A 19,532-nucleotide genomic window follows, 5' to 3' on the forward strand; every position below is an offset into this window, starting at 1 on the left:
CTTCCTCTCCCAGCCGTAGTATCCAATACCCGTTCTGTATACATTTTCATCCTCTGTGGTGTAGCGCTGATTTTGCGCTACATGTATGGCTAACGGGCAGGTTAGTTACGGGGGGGAGTTCAATAAAATGCCCTTTCGATTAGTTGTAATATTCGATATAATAATGCTGTAATGTAAATATTTATTCATTGAATAGGTGGGATTCTATGAACTTGGTTTGTGAGTCTGAAAAATTAGATGATTATTTACTTGAATTAAATGAAGTTAATTATTCTAATCCAATTATAAAAAAGAAAGCAAGTGAGCTTTTCAATCCATCTCAAACGGAAATTGAAAAAGCTAAAATAGCTTTTGAGTTTGTTCGTGATGAAATTGCTCATTCTTGGGATATTCAATCATTACGAATTACTTGTAAAGCTTCGGGCGTTTTAGGCTTAAAAGAGGGAATTTGCTATGCTAAGTCTCACCTATTAGCTTCTTTATTGCGTTCACAGGGAATACCAACAGGTTTTTGTTATCAAAGATTGATGTTATTTGATACTACAGATAAAGGGTATTGTATTCACGCTTTGAATGCTATCTTCTTTAAATCACTTAATAAATGGTTTAGGGTAGATGCTCGTGGAAATAAAAAAGGAATTGATGCCCAATTTTCAATTGAAGAGGAAAAGTTAGCTTTTACAGTTAATGAGGGACTTGATGAAAAGGATTATCCAATAATCTATGCTAAGCCTCATCCTAAAACAGTTGCTGTTTTAGAAGGACATACGAATGCATTAGAAATGTATAAACGTCACTTACCAGAGAGGTTATAGTTGTTTCCCTAACGGGTGCTGGTTAAATAAGACCATCATTTCGATGGTCTATTTTTACGTCCAAAACATCAAGTAGATTTCGAAGATACAATGTGAAATGTTACACTTCAACTAACGACGCAGCTTAGTTCAATAAGGGAATAAAAAAGCGACTACTCAAATGTTAAAATAAGATGAACTTTAATTTGAAGGAGGTAGTAAGTACAGTGGTTATTAATAACCTTAAAACTAATGAATATTTCGAATTAGAAGGAGAAGCCTACTTAGAATTGTTTGATCAGAATATTAAGGTATATATAGATCAAGAGTCAGATATCGAATACGCAGAACTATGTATAACTTACTTAAACACTTTAAGTGAGGGTCTTATAGATGAAATTTGTAAAGCATCTATAAGATACTGTAATGAATTTCTTGATGATATTGGTGAAGATATTATAGAATTTTCTAAACCGACAGATGTTTTAACACATATTACACCAAACACTATATGTATTCCGAAACCTAAAAATAAATCTGAACCTGTCATTGATTTAGAATTAAATTGCACATGGGAAGAAGAACATGGTATGGAATGGGTCATTCGCAATGGAAAAGTTATGTATGTAGGACCTTATAATGGTATAAATCCATATGGGAATTGCGATATTGGAATGGATTGGAATTATGCTTAATCCATGATTTCATGCAATATCGCTCATCCTAAGTACCTAGGACGGGGAATTGGTGTTGAGTTGGTAAAGGAATTATTGCGAGAGTCTGAACGTTTTGGATTAAGAACTATAATTGTCATACGAGGAAGAAAAAATCTAACTTTTATTAAGATTATGGCGATCATCTAAATAAAAAATCTTACTCAACTAACGTGGTGCTATAGCTGAACGTGGGTAAGGTTTTTAGATAATCTTATTACAAATTTAGATGCCAAATTAAATAATGTTGTTAAACACGTCTCGTTATGTCATTGAATGAAACGTGTTATTTTTATTGTCTTTTTACGAAAGGAGGAAGTCGCAAATTGTTTTTCAAAACTAAAATCTGTAGAAATAAGTTGCACATCTACCCTGAAGTGGAAGTCCATGTAGCTAAACAAAGCCCATTCGAATTATTCGAGTTGGGGTTTGTCGTCCTTGAAACATCCCTCCAATTTTTAAGGATGTTGAATGGGCGCTTTAGTACGTAATGAAGTTTTGTGAACAATAAGACCGCTGATTGCAGTTCAGCGGCCTTAAACACAGTCACCTTAATGGTGTAGCAGCAGTATTGCCGAACCTGGCGATTGCTAAACGTGGGGGTATTTGGCAGTATACACAAACTATGCAGTAAAGGATACGAGGTTAACAGAGTCATTTATGAATGACAACCCTTGTACCTATTGGAACTCTAGATGACAATTCTAGAACATCATGATTAAACATTCTAATACATCCACGTGAGACATTCTTACCGATTGAAGCTGGGCTACTTGTGCCGTGTATACCGTAATGAGGCTTTGATAATCCCATCCAAAGCACTCCAAATGGACCTCCGGGATTACGTTGTTTATTGATGATCGTGTAAGTCCCAGAAGGTGTCGGTGACAATATTTTTCCAACTCCAATTGGATAAGCTTTTATAAGTCTGTTTCCATCAAAAAGTTTTAATTTATGTTGTGAAGTAGATATGTCAATCCATATCGCCATGAGGATCAACTCCGTTCTTTGAATATTGTATGGAGTAACCTAGGGATCTGTGAATTAACAGAAATTAATAGAACAGTTAATGAGGAAAGAAAGCAAAACTGCTTAAGGAACAGTTCGACCATTATAAGCCGGGAAAGAGAAATTTCTTACCCTAATGAGTGCAGTTGTAAAAGGATTCTCCAACTTTATTGCTTTAAAGACCAAATATAATTACTTTGTTGTTATCCATCAGAACACGTTCCATTCATCCTTTGAATGAAACGTTTTTTTTTTGTCCTTTAACAGAAGGGAGAAATCAAAACATGTTTTTTAAAACTAAAATCTGTAGAAATAAGCTGTACTTCTATCCTGAAGTAGAAGCCCATGTTGCAAAACAAAATCCAACCGAACTATTCGAGCTTGGTTTTGTCGTCCTTGAAACATCCTCCTATTGTTGAGAATGATGGATACTCAAAACTACAAGAGGGAAATGCGGTTTTGGATGAAACGTATATCCCACAATACAAATGCGCTACCTGAATTATTATGGGAAGAAGGTGAACATGCAAATCAACTAATGTTAGGAAAACAGAATAAAGAACACCTGGAATTACTCAGATATAAAATATTCAGTACCATTCAGACGTTGTTCAGTTTTGAAGAAGATAGTCATAGTCGTTCACTGTTCAAAATGGACCAATTACATGAGTACTTCGGCAAGTGGGATTGGATAAAGAAATGATATCGAGAGGAGGTGATGCAGATGGGTATGCCCGTTGAATCCGGTGACTTTATTAGTGAAGTAGAAGAGACATAAGAAAATGGGTTAACCATTTCAGCCAACTGTTCTTTTTTCATCTTCATTCGACGGTGTAAATGTTTGAGTAGCCTGCGATTCTGGGTTTACTCAGTTCATCCGTTGTTGAAACTGTAGAATGTCCTAAGTTATGTGAAATTACATTTAAATGCACATTTGCTTCCATTAATAAAGAAGCGAACGTTTGTCGAAATGAATGGGGGGTAATGTGCTTATTCAAATCAGGCATTCGTTTCAATAGTCGCTGAAGAGGATTAGAAAACTGATTGATTGTATACGGATGAAATACTGGAAGAGTTAGATGCAAACCGTAACCACATGTACGGTGAATTCCAGCCTTCATCGTTCTATTCCTCGAAATTCATCTACCTATAGTTTAACACGTAGATAATGAATCGTGATATATATCCGACGCATTAAGATGGATATCGAGTTCCTGATCCATTTCCACCTACGACTTTCCTCATACCCTGGAAGAACGGTGGCGACAGGAGGGGGACAGAGGTGTTATCTGAGACCGCAATTCAGTTGATTAAATGTTGGGGCTGTTTGCTTAAAAAGAAAGGGATGAAGCATTCACTCCATTGAATAAATGAATGAATTGTAAAAGTACAATCAATAAATTGGACAAGGGAAACATCGATAACTAAAATTGAAATGGAATACAAGAAGGAGTGATGGGCTATGTATCGTAAGGTAGAAGATTTTATAGAGGACTGGACTGTTTCATCTGAAGGAACTACCAATGTGATGAATGCAATGACAGATGAAAAGCTTGACCAAGCTATTGTGGAAGGGCATAGCTCGCTAGGTTGGTTGTCTTGGCATTTGGTTGGCGCTGCAGGGGCTTTCGGCCATTTTGCTGGATTCGGGGTTCAAGGACCTGACCGACAGGAGCCACAACCAACAAGTGCAAAAGAAATTGCCAAAGCTTACGAAACACTTGCGCAGGCAATTAAGAAAGAGGCAACCAAACTGACCGCTGAAGACCTACTCGAAGAAGTTACAAGTTTCACAGGACCAACTAAACGAGGAAAATTACTACGCGCGCTCATCGACCACCAAACACACCACCGTGGCCAAATGACCGTCCTCCTTCGTCAGGCGGGGTTGACTGTTCCACCCATTATGGGACCAACAAAAGAAATGCAAGTATAACGAAATGGGCTGTCCAGAAACTCAGTGTAAACTGTTTTTTCTGTACAGCCCATTGGCGTTTAGTAATAAAAAGGTGCTGGTTCTACTCCAAGTAAAACTAGAAAACTCGGCGATTGCCGAGCCTTTAGGCGATCCGTAGTTACAGCGGAGGGTAAAGCTATTGTCAAAACACCTTACATATTTTAGAGGCATTCGCTTGCGAGGATAACGAAACTATGGAGCGCATTCTTCCATCCGAACTGGGTTTAACGAAATAATCATCCATGCAGATCAACCAAGAAAAGGTATTCTACTAACTGGTTTAATGAATGAAATGGAGAAACAATTCAAAATCCCAGTGTTTAGGAATGAAGTATGGGAACGAGAAAATATTAAGGTAATAGCAATGTATCGCAAGTTAAGTATTACAAGAACATTGTGAAGGTCGGCGAAACCTGATCTTCTTTTTTTTGTGCAGATTGTCCAAGGGTTCTGTACTTTTGATAGTGGGTGTCACTTTAACCGATAATTTGCGCTTATTTCAAGTGTTATTTTGCACATATAACTTTAAAAAACCGACTAACTTCACATGAGGAGATTAGCTGGGCTTCTTCATTGCAACATAAGATAGATTTTATTAGGTTATTGAACGTAGAATAATGAACAAGGATTTGTAACGTCTATAGCCGTAAAGAGTATTCATTTCAACGGGGATCTGAGTGTGTTCAGAAAAGGACGAGTTTTGGAACGTAGAAAAAGAGGAATACCGACTAAAATAAAATACTTAACTTCTAAGCTCATCTGCTCGCTATCAAATATTTGTTTCTTTTATTATGCATTATTCTGTTTGAAAAAGTTTTATTGAAGAAAAGAACGTCCGCAAACTAATCATATAGTTTAACGGACGCACAATATAAATACTCCTCACTTTATTTATAGGTCACTATGTTGTTGAAAGGCTGGAAGGTTTATTCTGAAAATTGTACCTTTATCGAGTTCACTACTTACATGAATGGTACCATTCATTCCTTTGATGATACTATAAGAAACCATCATTCCAAGACCAGTACCTGTTTCCTTAGTTGAAAAATATGGTTGACCAAGACGATTAATTTGTTCTTGTGACATTCCAACACCTTGGTCACTAATCTCAATTTGGACTGTATCTTGGAAACTAGACAAGTGAATTTGAAGCTTACCTTCCTTTGACTTCATCGATTCAATTCCATTTTTCATGAAATTGATCAAACATTGTTGGAATTTTTTTCTTTCACCAATCGACACAAATTGATTTTGCTCTTGATTGTATATTTTTCGCTCTATTTCAACTCCGTTAATTGTTGCCAAATGACAAATCACATTGACGGCCTGTTGTATTTCTTCATTAATATTGATCTTTTCATTTTTTTCTAAGGTTGGTTCAGCAAAGGTTAAATAATCATTAATGATATCGGTAGCTCGATCTAATTCTTTTAAAGTAATACTAATGAATTCGTTTCTTTTTTCAGGGGAAATATCATCAGATAATAATTGAATATAACCTCTGCTTACTGTAAGTGGGTTCCGAACTTCATGAGAAATACTAGCTGCCAAGTGGTAAACCATTTGGAGTTTTTCTGCCTTAATCAAGTTTTGCAATAAACTAGAGTAATTACGAATTCCTTCCCATATGATCGTTGAAATAATAATACCCAACAGATTAATACTATAAAACTCGAAGAGAAACAAACTTGGTTTATAACCCGAGAAATAAATGAATTCCAAAGAATCAAGAATGATCATCCCAATGAGTGATAATGTCACTGAAAGTAAAAGTTTTTGCTTCAAATTCATTTTTAAATAATTTTTGGAAAGGATGCAAGTTGCAATTCCGATAATAATAAATACTACAGATGCTGGATAAAAACCCATCCCTCCCAATGAGAAACGAATAAGAAGAACGATAGCTAATTGTAACAACCCTAGTTTATAACCACCATATAGACCACCTAGAATAAATGGAACATAGCGTAAATCCCAAAAGTTATTATCGTTTGAATATACCGGAAATACCATACACAATACAAGAGTGACAATAGGGAATAAAGCGATTTGCCAACTTTTTAATTCTTTTGAACGGTAAGCATAAGTAGAATGTAGGATTTGTAATAAACTGAGAGCTAGTAGAATAAATAGAAAATTGATGAGCAAATCTTTTGTAATAAGATCCATGTGAGCACGTTCCCTTAATTTTATGACTAGTCTTATAATAGCGTACGTCTGTGGTTAAAACAAATTCAGACAATATTTTCATGAATAATCAGCTATAAACCAGATTAATAATAAAATGACACAGACTCGATATCTATTACACTGGTCGAATCTGGGAGTAAACATGCTCTCAGGCATTCTTCGTATTTCATGGACACGCCTTTAGCTATTTTGCAATCAGTAGTGTTTTTCCCTTGAAAGTCGTTTTAAAACTAAAAATAGGAAACTAGCCGACATTTTATTATTTCATTCTTAGCCAATTCATTCTGTACATAAAAGTACACATTCACTGCCAAGTGTGAAAAACATAGCTGAAAACAGTTCGTAAAAGTAAAAAACAATTATTGAACGTTCCTTCATACCTTTGCAACTTCCCGAACGAAAATGTATAAATAAACGTGCTCAAAGGGGTGTTCTATTTTGGAGTCGCGAAAATTCGGATATGTCAGGGTAAGTCCAAAAGAACAAAATGAAAGCCGACAAATGGAAATAATCAAAAAGATAGAGATTAGCAAGCGTGACATTTTTCTCGATTAGCAATCAGGCGATCAAAGGAAAGAATATATAGAATATCTCCTTTTCTAATCATTCGTTTCATTAACTGATATTGTTCACGATGAAAGTTCTTCCGCAGCAAGGAGGAAATCTATCTTTATATTTTGTGGTATCGAGTAAAAGGCATATCCAGTACTACTATATCAACCCCAATTTCCTTCGTAAGTTCTTGCCACTCTTTCCGTTAGAGCAATAAAGAAGAGAGGAGAGTATTCTTCTCTTCTTTCTACATAAATGGTCGTTTTTCACTGCAGACAGGGAAGGGAGTCGCGGAGAAGGAAATCGTTCTGGACAACATTGCTCTGGAATATAAAAACCATTTTTTAATTCTTGGTCTGGTATCACACTTGAATTACAATCATCGTGTTTATGTTCCATTTACTCACCTACTTTCTTATGGGGTGAATACTGAGGGAGTAGAAGACAAACAGCTCCAATTTAACATGGATGTGATAGTGCAAGCATTCATCTACGGTAAACAATGAGCAGTAGTGATTAAAATCAATTTTCCAGGGTGCGTTCCTATAACAAGTAGAGGCGCATTTTGTGTATTATATGAATCAGGAAGATTGCAGTAGGACTAAACTACTTAGAGGAGTCCTCTTCCTTCTGTCGAATATTGGAAGATAGAGGGGAGGGGATTCTATGATTTTCGGTCAAGAGGATTTATCGCAATATAATTCAGCAAAATCGCCATGGTTCAATATAGCAACTAACGGTAAAGTTGATATCGGTATTGAACAAGATTATATCCAAAAGTCGGTTTGACTTCCGAAGGAATGTACAAAATGGTAGATGAATGGTTAAACAGCATCCACGGATTGTCAAGAGAACAGAGGGAAAATCTTATTAATAAACTTGAAAAGTAATAGGCAAGAACGTCCTCTACAGGGACGTTTTTTTATTTTCGTGAAGCATACTGAGTGAGATGGTAAGGGCGTGGTATGAGATTCACTGGTAGAAAGTTTCCATACCAAAATGATAATGAATTAAAAAGAGCAGATTAGGCTCTTAATAATATCCTTTTATCTTCTTGAGAGATTCTAAAAGTACGATACAATACCACTGAAAAAGTATTCTGAACTCCCGATGACATGTAAAAATTAGCTTCATCATAATAAGTATTGTTGTAGATAGGTTTTAGAGCTTTTGCAAGCACGATTGCTAGTCTTTTATTTTCATTCAAAAATGGAAGGTGAAATCCAACTTCTAAAAATGATGCTACTTAACAGAGGTACTCAATTACAGAGCCGTGAAACTATCGCGCTATCGGTTAAATAAATTTTAATGGAGTTGATGCACAAAAAGAGGGTAAATAAACAATGAGTTCAAGGATGCTTTATCTAGAATGCGCTATCCGGTATTACAGATTTCTAATCTGGAAAATAGAAAAGGGAGCGATGATATGGCCTCAGCCTGTTCAATGTTATATGACGGGTTAGCAAAACGCTTTATGTTTGAATTTGAAGGAGACTTAGGAAGCATGAGTTTGAACAATTGAACAGAAATCTAATTTAAAAGGAGATTTTTAAAATGAAAAACTATGAAATGATAATTGAACATCAAATTGGAAGTAGAATGTGATGCTGATAATGGTAAACATTTCGAAGGACGATGGTTGATGAGTGGCATAATGCTGAGTGTTGTAGGTATTTATGCAGTTATTGGATTGATGATGTGATAAATGAAAACTATAAAACTAAAAAGGGGATATTAAAAATGAATGTAAACATACAAAAGGTAGAAATGAAAGAGATCTTGGATGCGGTTGTTACCAGAATTGATAATCTAGAAAATTTAATGGTGGGAAACGGATTAATGACAATGAATGATTTTAATCGAGATATATTGAAACCTATTATTGTCGGATTTGAAGATATGGAGAAAAATCTAATCGGCATTGGGAGCGATACGGGAGACACTCTTAAAGATATGAAAGAAACGTATGGTGATAGTGGGCTTGAAATGATGAAATTTGCGATGATGCTTAATAGATTAAAAGATAATTGAATGATGCAGATAGGAAGGCATTGATTATGAATGAATTTGGAGCTTTGAATGAGGATTATGGGAATGTATCTAAGCCATTCACTCTATCCTTTTGAATCACCAAATTGTTGATGATAGAATAAAATATTAATATAAAGTCAATAAATTTTACACCTGAATTAGAGAGTGTTTGTATATTGTTTGATGCGAGCATCCTAGAAAGGGTGCTCTTTTGAATTACCTGAATTGTTCTTTAAATTTATTCCACTATTATAAATCTGCTTTTATCGTATAAATTGTAATCCTCGATATCGAATCCACGATACTCTTGTTTTTCAAAGGTAGTTGTACAACTCGTTCATAAATAACATTATCATCAGCTGTTTTCGCAAGAATGGAACCATATATGCCTAGCCAAAAAAGGGTGAGTGGATTCAACAATGACATTTTGAAACCGGTTAGCATTGATGTTCTAAGACGGACTCACGGCATGCAGGGGCTCAAAGAATGGACAGAATTGTCGCACTCGGATGTCTACGAAGTGAAAGTGAAAAAGGATACCTATTACTTAAGAAGAATCTGGGGCTGAAAAAATGAAATAACCCTCTGATATCTTTTACAGTGCATCCCCTAAATTAGTAACGTTCAAAACTGAGGGTTTTTAATGTCTATTCTAAGGGGCGCACTTCGCGTATCTCATTTCGGAAATTAATGTTAGTAAAAGTACACTTTTTACGGACACTAAACTCGAGAACTATCAATCAAAAATAGAGCGTTGTTGCCGATGGAGCCTTTGGCGACATAAGGGGGAGTGCTTGAAAACAACTTATCCTGTGAGGAATGACAAGGAAAACGGCCGATCAATATGTGGGAAGGTCTTCTTATTTGACTGGGCGATAACATGGATCCAGGAATACATATAAAAAACGCTCCAAATCCTTTAGTGTAAGGGTTTGAGGCGCTTTTTGAAGATATGTTGATCAGGATTGGAAATGAAAGGTCATACATTTTCTATATAAGAAAATATATCAAGGAGGCACCAATTGTCAATTCTAAATCCGTCCTTCTTTTCCGATACTATGTCAATACTAGCGCAATTAAGACATTGATACTCCAAAATCAAATAATTTGTCGGTAAAAACCCGAATTAACTAAAAATTAATATGTTAATTACTAACTATATTTAGGCACCAAGAGAAATTTTCCCAAGCGGATTGCCAGCCTATGAAATGCTCGGATGAATCATCCCAACGGACATCGAATTTCTTCTGACCGTTTACATCCACTAAATACAGTGCAAGGGTATTATCCTCCTTAGAGACAGCTATCTTCATACCGATTTGAAGTTCTTCTTGAGTGAACGGTACGTCTGAAACCGAACGTAGCTGTGCCTGTTCAAATACTTGTTTGTTAATGATTTTGTAATTCATAATAAACCTCCAATAAAACTTTTTATTCATTATATAAGTTCCTATCTCATCCGCAAATCATAGGGCTACAAAAGTATATTTTATATTCATTTAGCGATGAATACAATAATAAAATGAATTCGCTCTATTCAATTAGACTAAGGATTAAGATGTGTTTAAACCAGTGGCTAAACCAAAACCATCGACACGGACTAACTTTGAAAACTGTACAGACTTACGTACGGTATATCCAAGCGGTGTTCAAAAGATCACCCGGCATATCAATCGAAAATGGACCGAGACAAAGACGGATGGGCGTGTGAACGATAATGGGAAAAGCAAAATACACACTTGATCGTGTTGAAGAAGGTCAATATAATTTTTCTAGAGTATCCTGTATCCCGGCGAATGAAGTCACTGGAGAAATTTCCAAAGGCGATAGTGTATAAATTAGCCAATCGGATATAATAGCGAAGTCATTCAAATAACACTCTTTTTTGAATCGTTTCCATATCTGTTTTAATGTTTACTTCTCCTATTTGAAAAAGGCATAAAAAACAACGGCTGGGAAGGAGAGCAAAAAGCGTCCTTGTTTGACAAGAACACTTTTCATATCAATATTTACTTACTGTCACATTTACTGAGTAACCAGAGTTTGCTGATATAAGCACTTCATAAATTCCAGCATTTTTTATTTTGAGTGGAAAAAAGACGAGGGCGTATATCTTGAAAAAATGTGAAAACATTTGAAAGTGACCCACTCACATATTTCGTGGTTAGGTCGCTATTTCTTATGCTTGCGGTACGAAATCTAGTAGCGCTTGCGCAAGCATTCATTGATCTAAATCCAGATTTCAAAAGCTCCATTAACATTTTCAATTCACGGTTGTGGAGCTCTTCCGTAGTTATAGCAAGTTTTTCATCGCTTAACCCCGTGTTTTCGCCTGACTCAACACTTGAAAGCATGTAGATTAACACTCCTTTACTGTTATTCTGTCGAAATATAAATTGATTAAATACGAGTGACAGATTTTATTTAATCTCTATTATCTGCGGCAACCTTAGTTTCTTCCTGCTCGTCCAACCCCGCGCTTTTACTTTGGCATGAAATGGTGTCTTCCTCGATAGCAATTTATCTTTTATTTCCTTCGTGAATCCAATCGTAACACTCCCTAAATATTCGCCATCAATACTTTGCAATTGGACGGTAAGTGGCCCAAACGTGATTTTCGACACAATCACATCATGGTAACTCCAATTAATGATTTTTCGCCAGTCATCTGAACGCGTACGAGACAAATAGAGACTACCTACTCGCTTAGCAATGATACCTTCCATTTTGTTTTCTTTTATAACATCAAATAGTTGTTCGCCTTCGGTATATACGTAGGGCACTAAATTAATATGTGGTGAATCGATTGCGGTTAAGGTTTCGGTTAATAACCCTTTTCTTTCTTCGATTGGCCAATGTGTCACTATTTCTGAATGATAAGAAATAACGTCAAAGGCCATCAACGAAATAGGTTGATTCTTGTTACCACTAAATCGAGACATCGCGCCCTCGAAGTAATCTGGTGACTCATCTCCAGGCGCAATCAGTTCTCCATCCAGTAATACTTCATTGCCTCCAAAATAAGTTCGGGGAAAATACTTGTTGTAATTGTTCCGTGACGTGTATAGGACCGATTATTTTCCGCTAACAGGCGAATTCCGTTAAATTTCGGTTCATAAATCCATCCATCATCCGATCTAACTTCCTCTTGATACCCGAGGAGCATGGGCTTAACTAACTTCATGCCCGTTTCTTTTGCTCCTTGATAGATGCAACGCTTTTCTCCATAGCATCCATTAAATTAATAACATTCGACGGCTGTTCTGCATTCTTAGGTATTTTACTCTTAATCAATTTTTCTAAGCGCTCACGATATTCGTCATGATATTTAGTGGGTTCAAATTCTGCAGTTAGTTGCTCAATTAACGATAGTGCGATTTCTTTTTCTTTCAGGGTTAATTTTACGTTTGTTATCTGTGGAAGGTCAGCGGTAGACCGTACTTCATCGGGAAAGTGTAACGTCTCTAAAACTAGATGATTATCAAGGACCCTCACTGCTGCAAGACGTTCCTTTGAACGTATCGTTATCTTTGCAATACCAATCTTTTTCGACTTGGCCAATGCCTCACGAAGTAGTGCGTATGCTTTCGAACCATTGCTATCTGCAGCTAAATAATACGTCTTGTCAAAATAGACAGGATCGATTTCTTTGAGTTTGACGAACTCCACAATCTCTATAGCTTTTTCTTCTATATAACTATTCAGACCATCCAATTCTGCATCCGCGATGACAACAAATCAGTCATTCGCATACTCATAGCCCTTTACAAGTGACTTGGAATCCACATCTTCATTACATATAGGACATACCTTTTCCTGCTTAATTGGTTTCTTACATTTATCATGAATCTGCCTTAATTTTATACCTTTGTCTTCCGTGGCTGCATGTAACTTTACAGGAATTGTTACAAGCCCAAACGATATAGCACCTTTCCAGACTGTGTGCATTTAAATCATCTCATGGTTATTATCGCCAATAAAAATAATGCGATACATTCTGTTCCAGTTCTTTGAAACCTAATCGACAGCGGACGTCGTATGTTTGGCATGAAAATACTTCCAAAGTCTAAAAAAGCTATTATTGCACATATTATTTTGGACGGAGGTGAGTATCCATGACAAACAACAAAAACAGAAACCCGAACAACAATCGTAACAACAACAGCCGCAACAACAACAGCAACAACAACAACAGCAACAACAACAGAACCAACAACAATACCAACAACAATAACAATAACAATAACAATAACCAAGATCGTACAGAGTTCGGGACTGAAATTGATGTGAATCAGCTTAAAGAACGAAACGCAGACAAAGAGTGCAATAATGATAATAATGCGTGCAACAATCGTTTCTAAAAAGATTCTCGTTTGGTTGTGGATACCACTGATGGCAGAAGCGTAATGCTTCTGCCGTTTTTTAAAAGGATATTATGGATTGAGAAAAAGTGAATAATAATAAGTTAATTGGAAAATATTTTCAGAAGTTATTTATTATTCCGAAGTAGCTCAGCGGTGGAGCAATCGGCTGTTAACCGATTGGTCGTAGGTTCGATTCCTACCTCCGGAGTCATATCCAATTTGAAAACCTCTTCTCAATTGAGTAGAGGTTTTTCTAGTGCGCCCAGCATGGGCGTAGTCTATAGGGTGCAAGTCCCGAACTGTGAAGGCGGAAGTAACAGTTAGCTTAACGCAAGGGTGTCCATGGTGACATGGAATCTGAAGGAAGCGAGCGGCAAACCTCCGGTCTGAGGAACACGAACTTCATATAAGGCTATGTACGATTGGGTGAGTTTGCTAGACAAAACAAAGCCCTTTCTGCCGAAGGTCGTATGTAGTAAATGAAGCAGATAGTTGGAGGGAAAGACTACGTTCTTACCTGGGGAGGTCTGATTGATATGCCAAGTACACTTGGTAACCTACTCAGTGATGAGTAGCTGAACAATCAGAAGTCAGCAGAAGCCATAGTACCATTCGAACTCGAGAAGAATGGGAAGGGCTGAACAATTAAGAGAGAACAACATCTTGGCATTCAGTAACCTGCGAAGAACACAGATAACCGATAAGGCATGCTTGAAGGAGGAAGTGGTGAATCCCACGGGGGACTTCGAGATGGTGGAGCAGGGCTGGCATAAGAAGAAGCGTTGTTCACGGAAAGAGGCGTAACCAATGTTGATGGAACGAATACTGTCACGTGAAAATCTGCTTTCTGCCCTGAAACGGGTGGAACGCAATAAAGGGAGCCATGGTGTAGATGGAATGCCCGTACAAAACCTACGAAAGCACATCTTGGAACACTGGGAATCCATGAAAATGGAACTTCTTGAGGGTACCTATAAGCCGCAACCTGTCCGCAGGGTCGAAATCCCGAAACCTGTCGGTGGCGTGCGGTTATTAGGTATCCCTACCGTGACGGATCGTCTCATTCAACAAGCCATTGCCCAAGTATTGACTACTTTGTATGATCCAACGTTTTCAGAACATAGCTATGGGTTTCGTCCAAAGCGAAGCGCCCACGGCGCAATAAGGAAAGCGAAAGGATATATACAGGAAGGTAATCGGTGGGTAATCGATATAGACTTGGAGAAATTCTTCGACAAAGTGAACCATGACAGATTAATGGGAACACTTTCGAAACGAATCGAAGACAAACGTCTGCTTAAGCTAATCCGTAACTATTTGAAATCAGGAATCATGATAAATGGTATCGTGACAACCAGTGAAGAAGGTACGCCGCAAGGTGGCCCACTCAGTCCATTACTTTCCAATATTGTCCTTGATGAACTTGACAAAGAATTGGAGGAAAGAGGACATAAATTTGTCCGATACGCTGATGACTGCAACATCTATGTGAAAACAAAGAAAGCAGGAAATCGAGTCATGGGTTCTGTCACTTCATTTATTGAAGGAAGGCTTAAGTTGAAAGTTAACTTGAATAAATCCGCGGTAGACCGCCCTTGGAAGAGGAAGTTTCTTGGATTCAGCTTTACTTTACATAAAGAACCAAAGGTTCGGATTGCCAAAGATAGTATGAAACGGATGAAGAATAAAATCCGAGAGATAACCTCTAGGAAGAAACCCTATCCGATGGATTATCGAATCAAGAAACTAAATCAATACCTGATGGGTTGGTGCGGGTATTTTGCATTGGCGGATACGCCAAGCGTTTTCAGAGCTTTCGATTCATGGATTAGAAGAAGACTTCGAATGTGTATGTGGAAAAACTGGAAGAAATCAAGTACGAAGGTGAGGAAGCTCATTGGATTAGGTGTGCCGGAAAATAAGGCATACGAATGGGGAAACTCGCGTAAAAGTTACTGGAGAATATCTAAAAGTCCTGTATTACATAGAACCCTCGGAAACTCCTACTGGAGTTCCCAAGGGCTCAAAAGTCTACTATCACGTTACGAAACTTTGCGTCAACAATCTTAATTGAACCGCCGTATACTGATCGGTACGTACGGTGGTGTGAGAGGTCGGGAGTTAATTACTCCCTCCTACTCGATTGCTGAAAAATAAAAAGCGGTCTCAATCAGCTAGGTTGCCCAACTTTTTTTATTGTTGCAATACGAACATTCATTCGGTATACTGTAACGAAAGGAGGGAACAAGTGTGCGCAATCAATTAAGTAAGTCAGAGGTCCATGGTGAACTTCTGGATATGATGTATATGGCGAAGGATGGTTCAATCAGTAAGCGAAGAATCAAAGTCCTGCAGGTCGGCGAGGTGTCGTTCCGTGCGTACTGTTTCTTACGTAAATCCAAGCGTACTTTTACAAATGATAACGTGCTGGCACTTGTTCCCGTCGTATATAAAGAAAGCCTGGTGATTTAAGTCGTGCGATTCATTCCATCTGGGGCAATACCTTATTTCGAAAACATGATTTACTTACCGATAATAATTACTGTATTGGAGAAGGATCGTGGTGAAATCGAAATTGGTTCATTCAAATTGAAAAAACCTTATGTCGATATTATTGAAGGTGCACTAAAGGCTGCAAGGCATGAAATGAAAGAAACGAATATATATTTGAAGTGTAATAAAATGAAAGTAATTAAAAGGCTGAATGATGGAACGTTTACAGAGTACCTATTTATGCACGATGGTCACGAAGAGCGACGGAAATATTTAAACATACGGTTACGAAACAGAACCGAAGAATTGATAAGCATCTATTTTACGAAGTCCGGAGAACACCATACCAAAGGAGCTGTTATTTAATGAGCGAACGTCAAAGAAATATTTTAGAATACATTAAAAGCTACACAGCAGAAAACCTATATCCACCAACGATTAGGGAGATTGCTACAGCAGTCGGACTCAAATCACCATCCACAGTTCACGGTCATTTAGATAGGATGAGGGAAAACGGGTTTATAAACTTTGTTAATTCATCACCACGCACTTTGACAGTTGTTAGTTAAATGCATCCGATATATAAGGGGCAACCAAATAAACAAATCGCCTGTATCGATATGATGAGCTTCTATGCGAGCTGCATGGCTACGTTGCACAATTTAGATGTTCGTACTGTGCCAATCGCGGTCGTCGGAAACCTACAACAAAAAGGTTCAGTCGTACTTGCGGCCAGTCCCGCTATGAAAAAGAAATTTCGTATAAAGACAGGTAATCGATTATTTGAAATCCCTAGCCATCCCGAAATTCGTTTGTTTGAACCAAAAATGTCGTATTTCCTCAAAATGTCGATGGCAATCACACATATTCTCCACAATTACGTGCCTGCAGAAGCTATACATGTCTACTCGGTCGATGAATCGTTTATTGAACTAACGGGAACCGAGAAGCTCTGGGGTGACCCGGTGGAAACAGTTAAGGATATACAAGCAGAAATACTGGAAACGCTTAACTTACCCTCCACAGCTGGCATGGGCCCGAACATGTTGATGGCGAAATTGGCGCTGGATTTAGAAGCTAAAAAGACAGGTTTCGCGAAATGGACTTTCGAAGACGTGCAAACAAAATTGTGGCCAATATCACCATTAAGTGAAATGTGGGGGATTGGCAGGCAAACGGAAAAGACTTTAAATAATATGGGAATCTTTTCGATTGGTGACCTGGCTCATGCCAATTTACAAAGCCTTGAAAAGAAGTTTGGTGTTATGGGAAACCAATATTATCATCACGCATGGGGAATTGATTTGTCAGAGTTAGGCGCTCCACTTTTGGAAGGTCAAGCGATGAGCTACGGCAAAGGGCAGACTCTGTACAGGGATTACGTAACCCGTGAATCCATCCTTGTAGTTATTTTAGAGATGTGTGAGGATGTTTCCCGTCGAGCAAGAGAAGCAAGAAGAGAGGGGAGGACCGTTCATCTTGGAATTGGGTACAGTAAGCATTCATTCGGTGGCGGATTTAGTCGTTCTCTTTCAATAGAAGAAGCTACAAACGATACGATGAAAGTTTACCGAACTTGCATGGCTCTATTCGATAAATTTCATGATGGCCGTCCAGTAAGGAAAATCACAATCGCGTTAACTAATTTAGAAGACGAAACATCAATGCAGCTAAGTTTTTTTGATGAGCATAAGGTTCGGAATCGTAAATTAGGCATGGTTATGGATGATATCCGAAATAAGTATGGATCCACGGCTATATTGAGGGCTGTGTCTCTAACAGATGACGGGACCGCAATCGGACGCTCTAAATTGGTTGGCGGACACAAGTAAAGGGAGGTATAGCATGATTCGAGATCGCGGAAGTATTAAATGGACGGCATTGATGTTGCCGGAGCATATTGTAGAATTGAGAAATTGGATGGACCAGGAGCATTATATAGAATGCCCGGAGCTCAGTGATTGGGGTTTACAATCTATCCAGGAAGAAATCGAAGTAGCGTATAAACGCAAATGCCAAACGTTGATTAAGACTTGGAGGGACGGCAAGATTATGACACGCGGAGCCATAGTAGAAGTAATTGATGTGCAGTCTAGCTGTATTGTGCTCGATAACGCCTTTGGACCTGAGAGGATTTCATTTTCAGATATAGTCAGAGCACAATGTATGGAATGAAAAAACAACGACCAATTCGATTAGGGAAAGGTCGTTTTTATTTGGCGACATTTTCGAAATACTATTAAAGGTCTTCCTGACTATTTGACGTTCTATTGGGACAGCCCATCTGCGCAGAAATGATTGTTATAGAAGAAGTACAGACTTAAAGACAGTACATCCTAGCGGCGTCCCACAAGGTCATGCTGCATACCAGTCGAAAATGGATCGTGACAAGGATGGGTGGGCTTGCGAATGACAAAAGTAAAATACACTCTTGATCGAATCGAAGATGGTCGGTAAGTGTTCCTGGAATATCCTAACGAAGAAAATCAATTACTCATTCCGAAGAATGAAGTCCCGGCCGAAGTTACGGAAGGTGACATCGTATTAATCAGCAAAGAGGATTCGGTTTATGAAATAGTAGTATTAGATGAAGAAACTGAAGACGTGCATGATAAAGTTAGCAGCTTGCTCGAGAAGTTGAAGAATAAAAAGTAAATAAAAAACGACTACTATTCAAATTGAGCGGATGGTCGTTTTTTTGTATAGCAAAGTGGTATCAATGCTCTGTACAACTTATTCATTAGCATACTTCAACTAGGGCGGACTCCGATTCGATTGAAGTATGCTCGATAAGATTTTTGTTGTATGTCGAAAACAATAAGACGAAAACATAAATTGGGTTGATGGCGAAGCGTGCGCTTGATGAAGATTACGTCCAATGGAGTGTAGATGGATCATTGGACTTTAGGAATCGTCATCTTGCTATTGAAAAGGTATTGGAATAGAAAGATGTTTAATTTCTAATGATGAAAAAGAATTGAGATAGTGCACCCCGGTGCCGTTGAAATAGAAATGAAAACTATTTTAAACAAGACTTGCATTTCATGAGATGGAATGGTATATTTATAAAGTTGCTTTTGCGACATAATGAAAACAACGCAAAAAGAAAGTGGAATTAGTTGTTGACACGAACCAAACGAAATGTTATGATGTAAAAGTTGTCGCCAAAAAAACGACAACCACTAAAGGTGAAGGATGCAAGTTGATTCTTCCGACATGAACCTTGAAAACTGAACAGCAAAACATCAATGAAATATCGCGAGAGTGCGAACGCACTTGAGCAAAACGTTTCGAAGTAAGTCGGTTTCGGTCGAAAGAAAAGAAACACACACTAGAATCTTCGGATTCGAGTCAGCAAGAAATGAGCTATTCATTTTCTTCTATTATGGAGAGTTTGATCCTGGCTCAGGACGAACGCTGGCGGCATGCC

At 37.8% G+C, this 19,532-nt stretch carries 23 protein-coding genes, 1 tRNA gene and 6 pseudogenes; 19 read left to right on the plus strand and 11 right to left on the minus strand.

Annotation, left to right across the window (positions count from 1 at the left end; genetic code table 11):
• The first annotated feature begins 206 nt into the window (after positions 1–206).
• Both AC1TO4_RS19215 and AC1TO4_RS19220 read left to right on the plus strand, forming a co-directional pair.
• Complete coding sequence (locus tag AC1TO4_RS19215) at positions 207–815, plus strand: transglutaminase-like domain-containing protein (RefSeq protein WP_482106621.1); 609 nt, start codon at positions 207–209, stop codon at positions 813–815.
• A 206-nt stretch (positions 816–1,021) separates the two neighbouring features.
• Entirely contained in the window at positions 1,022–1,489 is a 468-nt protein-coding gene (locus AC1TO4_RS19220) for a DUF6985 domain-containing protein (protein ID WP_482106622.1), read from the plus strand.
• Positions 1,490–2,161: 672 nt separating this feature from the next.
• Here the strand turns inward: AC1TO4_RS19220 and AC1TO4_RS19225 are convergent.
• The gene (locus tag AC1TO4_RS19225) at positions 2,162–2,497 is read right to left on the minus strand and encodes a L,D-transpeptidase (protein WP_482106623.1); all 336 of its coding nucleotides are present in this window, start codon (positions 2,495–2,497) and stop codon (positions 2,162–2,164) included.
• 302 nt (positions 2,498–2,799) lie between these two features.
• Here AC1TO4_RS19225 and AC1TO4_RS19230 point away from each other — a divergent pair, with 302 nt between their 5' ends.
• Positions 2,800–2,934 carry a hypothetical protein gene (locus tag AC1TO4_RS19230; RefSeq protein ID WP_482106624.1) on the plus strand — a complete coding sequence of 45 codons (135 nt, stop codon included), beginning with the start codon at positions 2,800–2,802 and terminating at the stop codon, positions 2,932–2,934.
• Positions 2,935–2,978: 44 nt separating this feature from the next.
• Complete coding sequence (locus AC1TO4_RS19235; RefSeq protein WP_482106625.1) at positions 2,979–3,218, plus strand: hypothetical protein; 240 nt, start codon at positions 2,979–2,981, stop codon at positions 3,216–3,218.
• A gap of 118 nt (positions 3,219–3,336) precedes the next feature.
• Here the strand turns inward: AC1TO4_RS19235 and AC1TO4_RS19240 are convergent, their stop codons facing one another.
• Positions 3,337–3,636, minus strand: coding sequence for a tyrosine-type recombinase/integrase (locus tag AC1TO4_RS19240; RefSeq protein WP_482106626.1), 300 nt, complete (start codon positions 3,634–3,636; stop codon positions 3,337–3,339).
• 341 nt (positions 3,637–3,977) lie between these two features.
• On the opposite strand from AC1TO4_RS19240, the gene AC1TO4_RS19245 reads away from it, so the two are divergent.
• Complete coding sequence (locus AC1TO4_RS19245) at positions 3,978–4,451, plus strand: DinB family protein (RefSeq protein ID WP_482106627.1); 474 nt, start codon at positions 3,978–3,980, stop codon at positions 4,449–4,451.
• 912 nt (positions 4,452–5,363) lie between these two features.
• Here AC1TO4_RS19245 and AC1TO4_RS19250 read toward each other — a convergent pair.
• A complete protein-coding gene (locus AC1TO4_RS19250) occupies positions 5,364–6,641 on the minus strand; it encodes an ATP-binding protein (protein ID WP_482106628.1) in 1,278 nt (425 codons plus the stop codon).
• Positions 6,642–7,100: 459 nt separating this feature from the next.
• On the opposite strand from AC1TO4_RS19250, the pseudogene AC1TO4_RS19255 reads away from it, so the two are divergent.
• Positions 7,101–7,214 (plus strand): annotated as a pseudogene (locus AC1TO4_RS19255) (recombinase family protein); the annotation flags it as partial.
• Here the strand turns inward: AC1TO4_RS19255 and AC1TO4_RS19260 are convergent.
• Positions 7,204–7,308 (minus strand): annotated as a pseudogene (locus AC1TO4_RS19260) (recombinase family protein); the annotation flags it as partial. The pseudogenes AC1TO4_RS19255 and AC1TO4_RS19260 sit on opposite strands and share 11 nt — an antisense overlap.
• Before the next feature lie 20 nt (positions 7,309–7,328).
• A pseudogene (locus AC1TO4_RS19265) lies at positions 7,329–7,416 on the minus strand (recombinase family protein); the annotation flags it as partial.
• 464 nt (positions 7,417–7,880) lie between these two features.
• Between AC1TO4_RS19265 and AC1TO4_RS19270 the strand changes: the two are divergent.
• Together AC1TO4_RS19270 and AC1TO4_RS19275 are read left to right on the plus strand one after the other, a co-directional pair.
• A complete protein-coding gene (locus tag AC1TO4_RS19270) occupies positions 7,881–8,003 on the plus strand; it encodes a hypothetical protein (RefSeq protein WP_482106629.1) in 123 nt (40 codons plus the stop codon).
• Between the two features lie 846 nt (positions 8,004–8,849).
• Positions 8,850–9,245 (plus strand): hypothetical protein, encoded by a 396-nt coding sequence (locus AC1TO4_RS19275; RefSeq protein WP_482106630.1) that lies wholly within the window; start codon positions 8,850–8,852, stop codon positions 9,243–9,245.
• 354 nt (positions 9,246–9,599) lie between these two features.
• Here AC1TO4_RS19275 and AC1TO4_RS19280 read toward each other — a convergent pair.
• Positions 9,600–9,704, minus strand: a pseudogene (locus AC1TO4_RS19280) (amino acid transporter); the annotation flags it as partial.
• Between the two features lie 686 nt (positions 9,705–10,390).
• Positions 10,391–10,654 (minus strand): hypothetical protein, encoded by a 264-nt coding sequence (locus AC1TO4_RS19285; protein ID WP_482106631.1) that lies wholly within the window; start codon positions 10,652–10,654, stop codon positions 10,391–10,393.
• Positions 10,655–10,850: 196 nt separating this feature from the next.
• On the opposite strand from AC1TO4_RS19285, the pseudogene AC1TO4_RS19290 reads away from it, so the two are divergent.
• Positions 10,851–10,963, plus strand: a pseudogene (locus tag AC1TO4_RS19290) (excalibur calcium-binding domain-containing protein); the annotation flags it as partial.
• Between the two features lie 342 nt (positions 10,964–11,305).
• Here AC1TO4_RS19290 and AC1TO4_RS19295 read toward each other — a convergent pair.
• From AC1TO4_RS19295 to ku, 4 genes and pseudogenes are all read right to left on the minus strand, one after another.
• A complete protein-coding gene (locus AC1TO4_RS19295; protein ID WP_482106632.1) occupies positions 11,306–11,599 on the minus strand; it encodes a hypothetical protein in 294 nt (97 codons plus the stop codon).
• Positions 11,600–11,665: 66 nt separating this feature from the next.
• Entirely contained in the window at positions 11,666–12,244 is a 579-nt protein-coding gene (locus AC1TO4_RS19300) for an ATP-dependent DNA ligase (protein WP_482106640.1), read from the minus strand.
• Positions 12,229–12,429 carry a hypothetical protein gene (locus AC1TO4_RS19305; RefSeq protein ID WP_482106633.1) on the minus strand — a complete coding sequence of 67 codons (201 nt, stop codon included), beginning with the start codon at positions 12,427–12,429 and terminating at the stop codon, positions 12,229–12,231. The genes AC1TO4_RS19300 and AC1TO4_RS19305 overlap by 16 nt, the downstream gene beginning before the upstream one ends.
• Positions 12,426–13,193: pseudogene (ku, locus tag AC1TO4_RS19310) on the minus strand (non-homologous end joining protein Ku). Before ku ends, AC1TO4_RS19305 begins: the two are co-directional and overlap by 4 nt.
• 167 nt (positions 13,194–13,360) lie before the next feature.
• Here ku and AC1TO4_RS19315 point away from each other — a divergent pair.
• The 10 genes from AC1TO4_RS19315 (at position 13,361) to AC1TO4_RS19360 (ending at position 18,757) form a co-directional block, all read left to right on the plus strand.
• A complete protein-coding gene (locus AC1TO4_RS19315) occupies positions 13,361–13,606 on the plus strand; it encodes a hypothetical protein (RefSeq protein WP_482106634.1) in 246 nt (81 codons plus the stop codon).
• Between the two features lie 139 nt (positions 13,607–13,745).
• Positions 13,746–13,817 (plus strand) — tRNA-Asn (locus tag AC1TO4_RS19320).
• Positions 13,818–14,416: 599 nt separating this feature from the next.
• On the plus strand, positions 14,417–15,679 hold the full coding sequence (gene ltrA, locus AC1TO4_RS19325) for a group II intron reverse transcriptase/maturase (protein WP_482106635.1): 1,263 nt from the start codon (positions 14,417–14,419) through the stop codon (positions 15,677–15,679).
• 180 nt (positions 15,680–15,859) lie between these two features.
• On the plus strand, positions 15,860–16,081 hold the full coding sequence (locus AC1TO4_RS19330) for a transcriptional regulator (RefSeq protein WP_482106636.1): 222 nt from the start codon (positions 15,860–15,862) through the stop codon (positions 16,079–16,081).
• A 3-nt stretch (positions 16,082–16,084) separates the two neighbouring features.
• A complete protein-coding gene (locus tag AC1TO4_RS19335; RefSeq protein ID WP_482106637.1) occupies positions 16,085–16,468 on the plus strand; it encodes a YhjD family protein in 384 nt (127 codons plus the stop codon).
• Positions 16,468–16,671: a LexA family protein gene (locus AC1TO4_RS19340; protein WP_482099559.1), complete on the plus strand. Its 204-nt coding sequence runs from the start codon at positions 16,468–16,470 to the stop codon at positions 16,669–16,671. Before AC1TO4_RS19335 ends, AC1TO4_RS19340 begins: the two co-directional genes overlap by 1 nt.
• The gene (locus tag AC1TO4_RS19345; RefSeq protein ID WP_482106638.1) at positions 16,672–17,934 is read left to right on the plus strand and encodes a Y-family DNA polymerase; all 1,263 of its coding nucleotides are present in this window, start codon (positions 16,672–16,674) and stop codon (positions 17,932–17,934) included. It abuts the gene before it with no gap.
• A gap of 13 nt (positions 17,935–17,947) precedes the next feature.
• The gene (locus AC1TO4_RS19350; RefSeq protein ID WP_482106639.1) at positions 17,948–18,277 is read left to right on the plus strand and encodes a YolD-like family protein; all 330 of its coding nucleotides are present in this window, start codon (positions 17,948–17,950) and stop codon (positions 18,275–18,277) included.
• A gap of 109 nt (positions 18,278–18,386) precedes the next feature.
• Positions 18,387–18,515 (plus strand): excalibur calcium-binding domain-containing protein, encoded by a 129-nt coding sequence (locus tag AC1TO4_RS19355; protein ID WP_482106641.1) that lies wholly within the window; start codon positions 18,387–18,389, stop codon positions 18,513–18,515.
• Positions 18,516–18,559: 44 nt separating this feature from the next.
• A complete protein-coding gene (locus AC1TO4_RS19360) occupies positions 18,560–18,757 on the plus strand; it encodes a DUF3006 family protein (RefSeq protein WP_482099556.1) in 198 nt (65 codons plus the stop codon).
• Positions 18,758–19,532: the final 775 nt, after the last annotated feature.

The sequence above is a fragment of the Sporosarcina sp. Y838 genome (assembly GCF_056786515.1).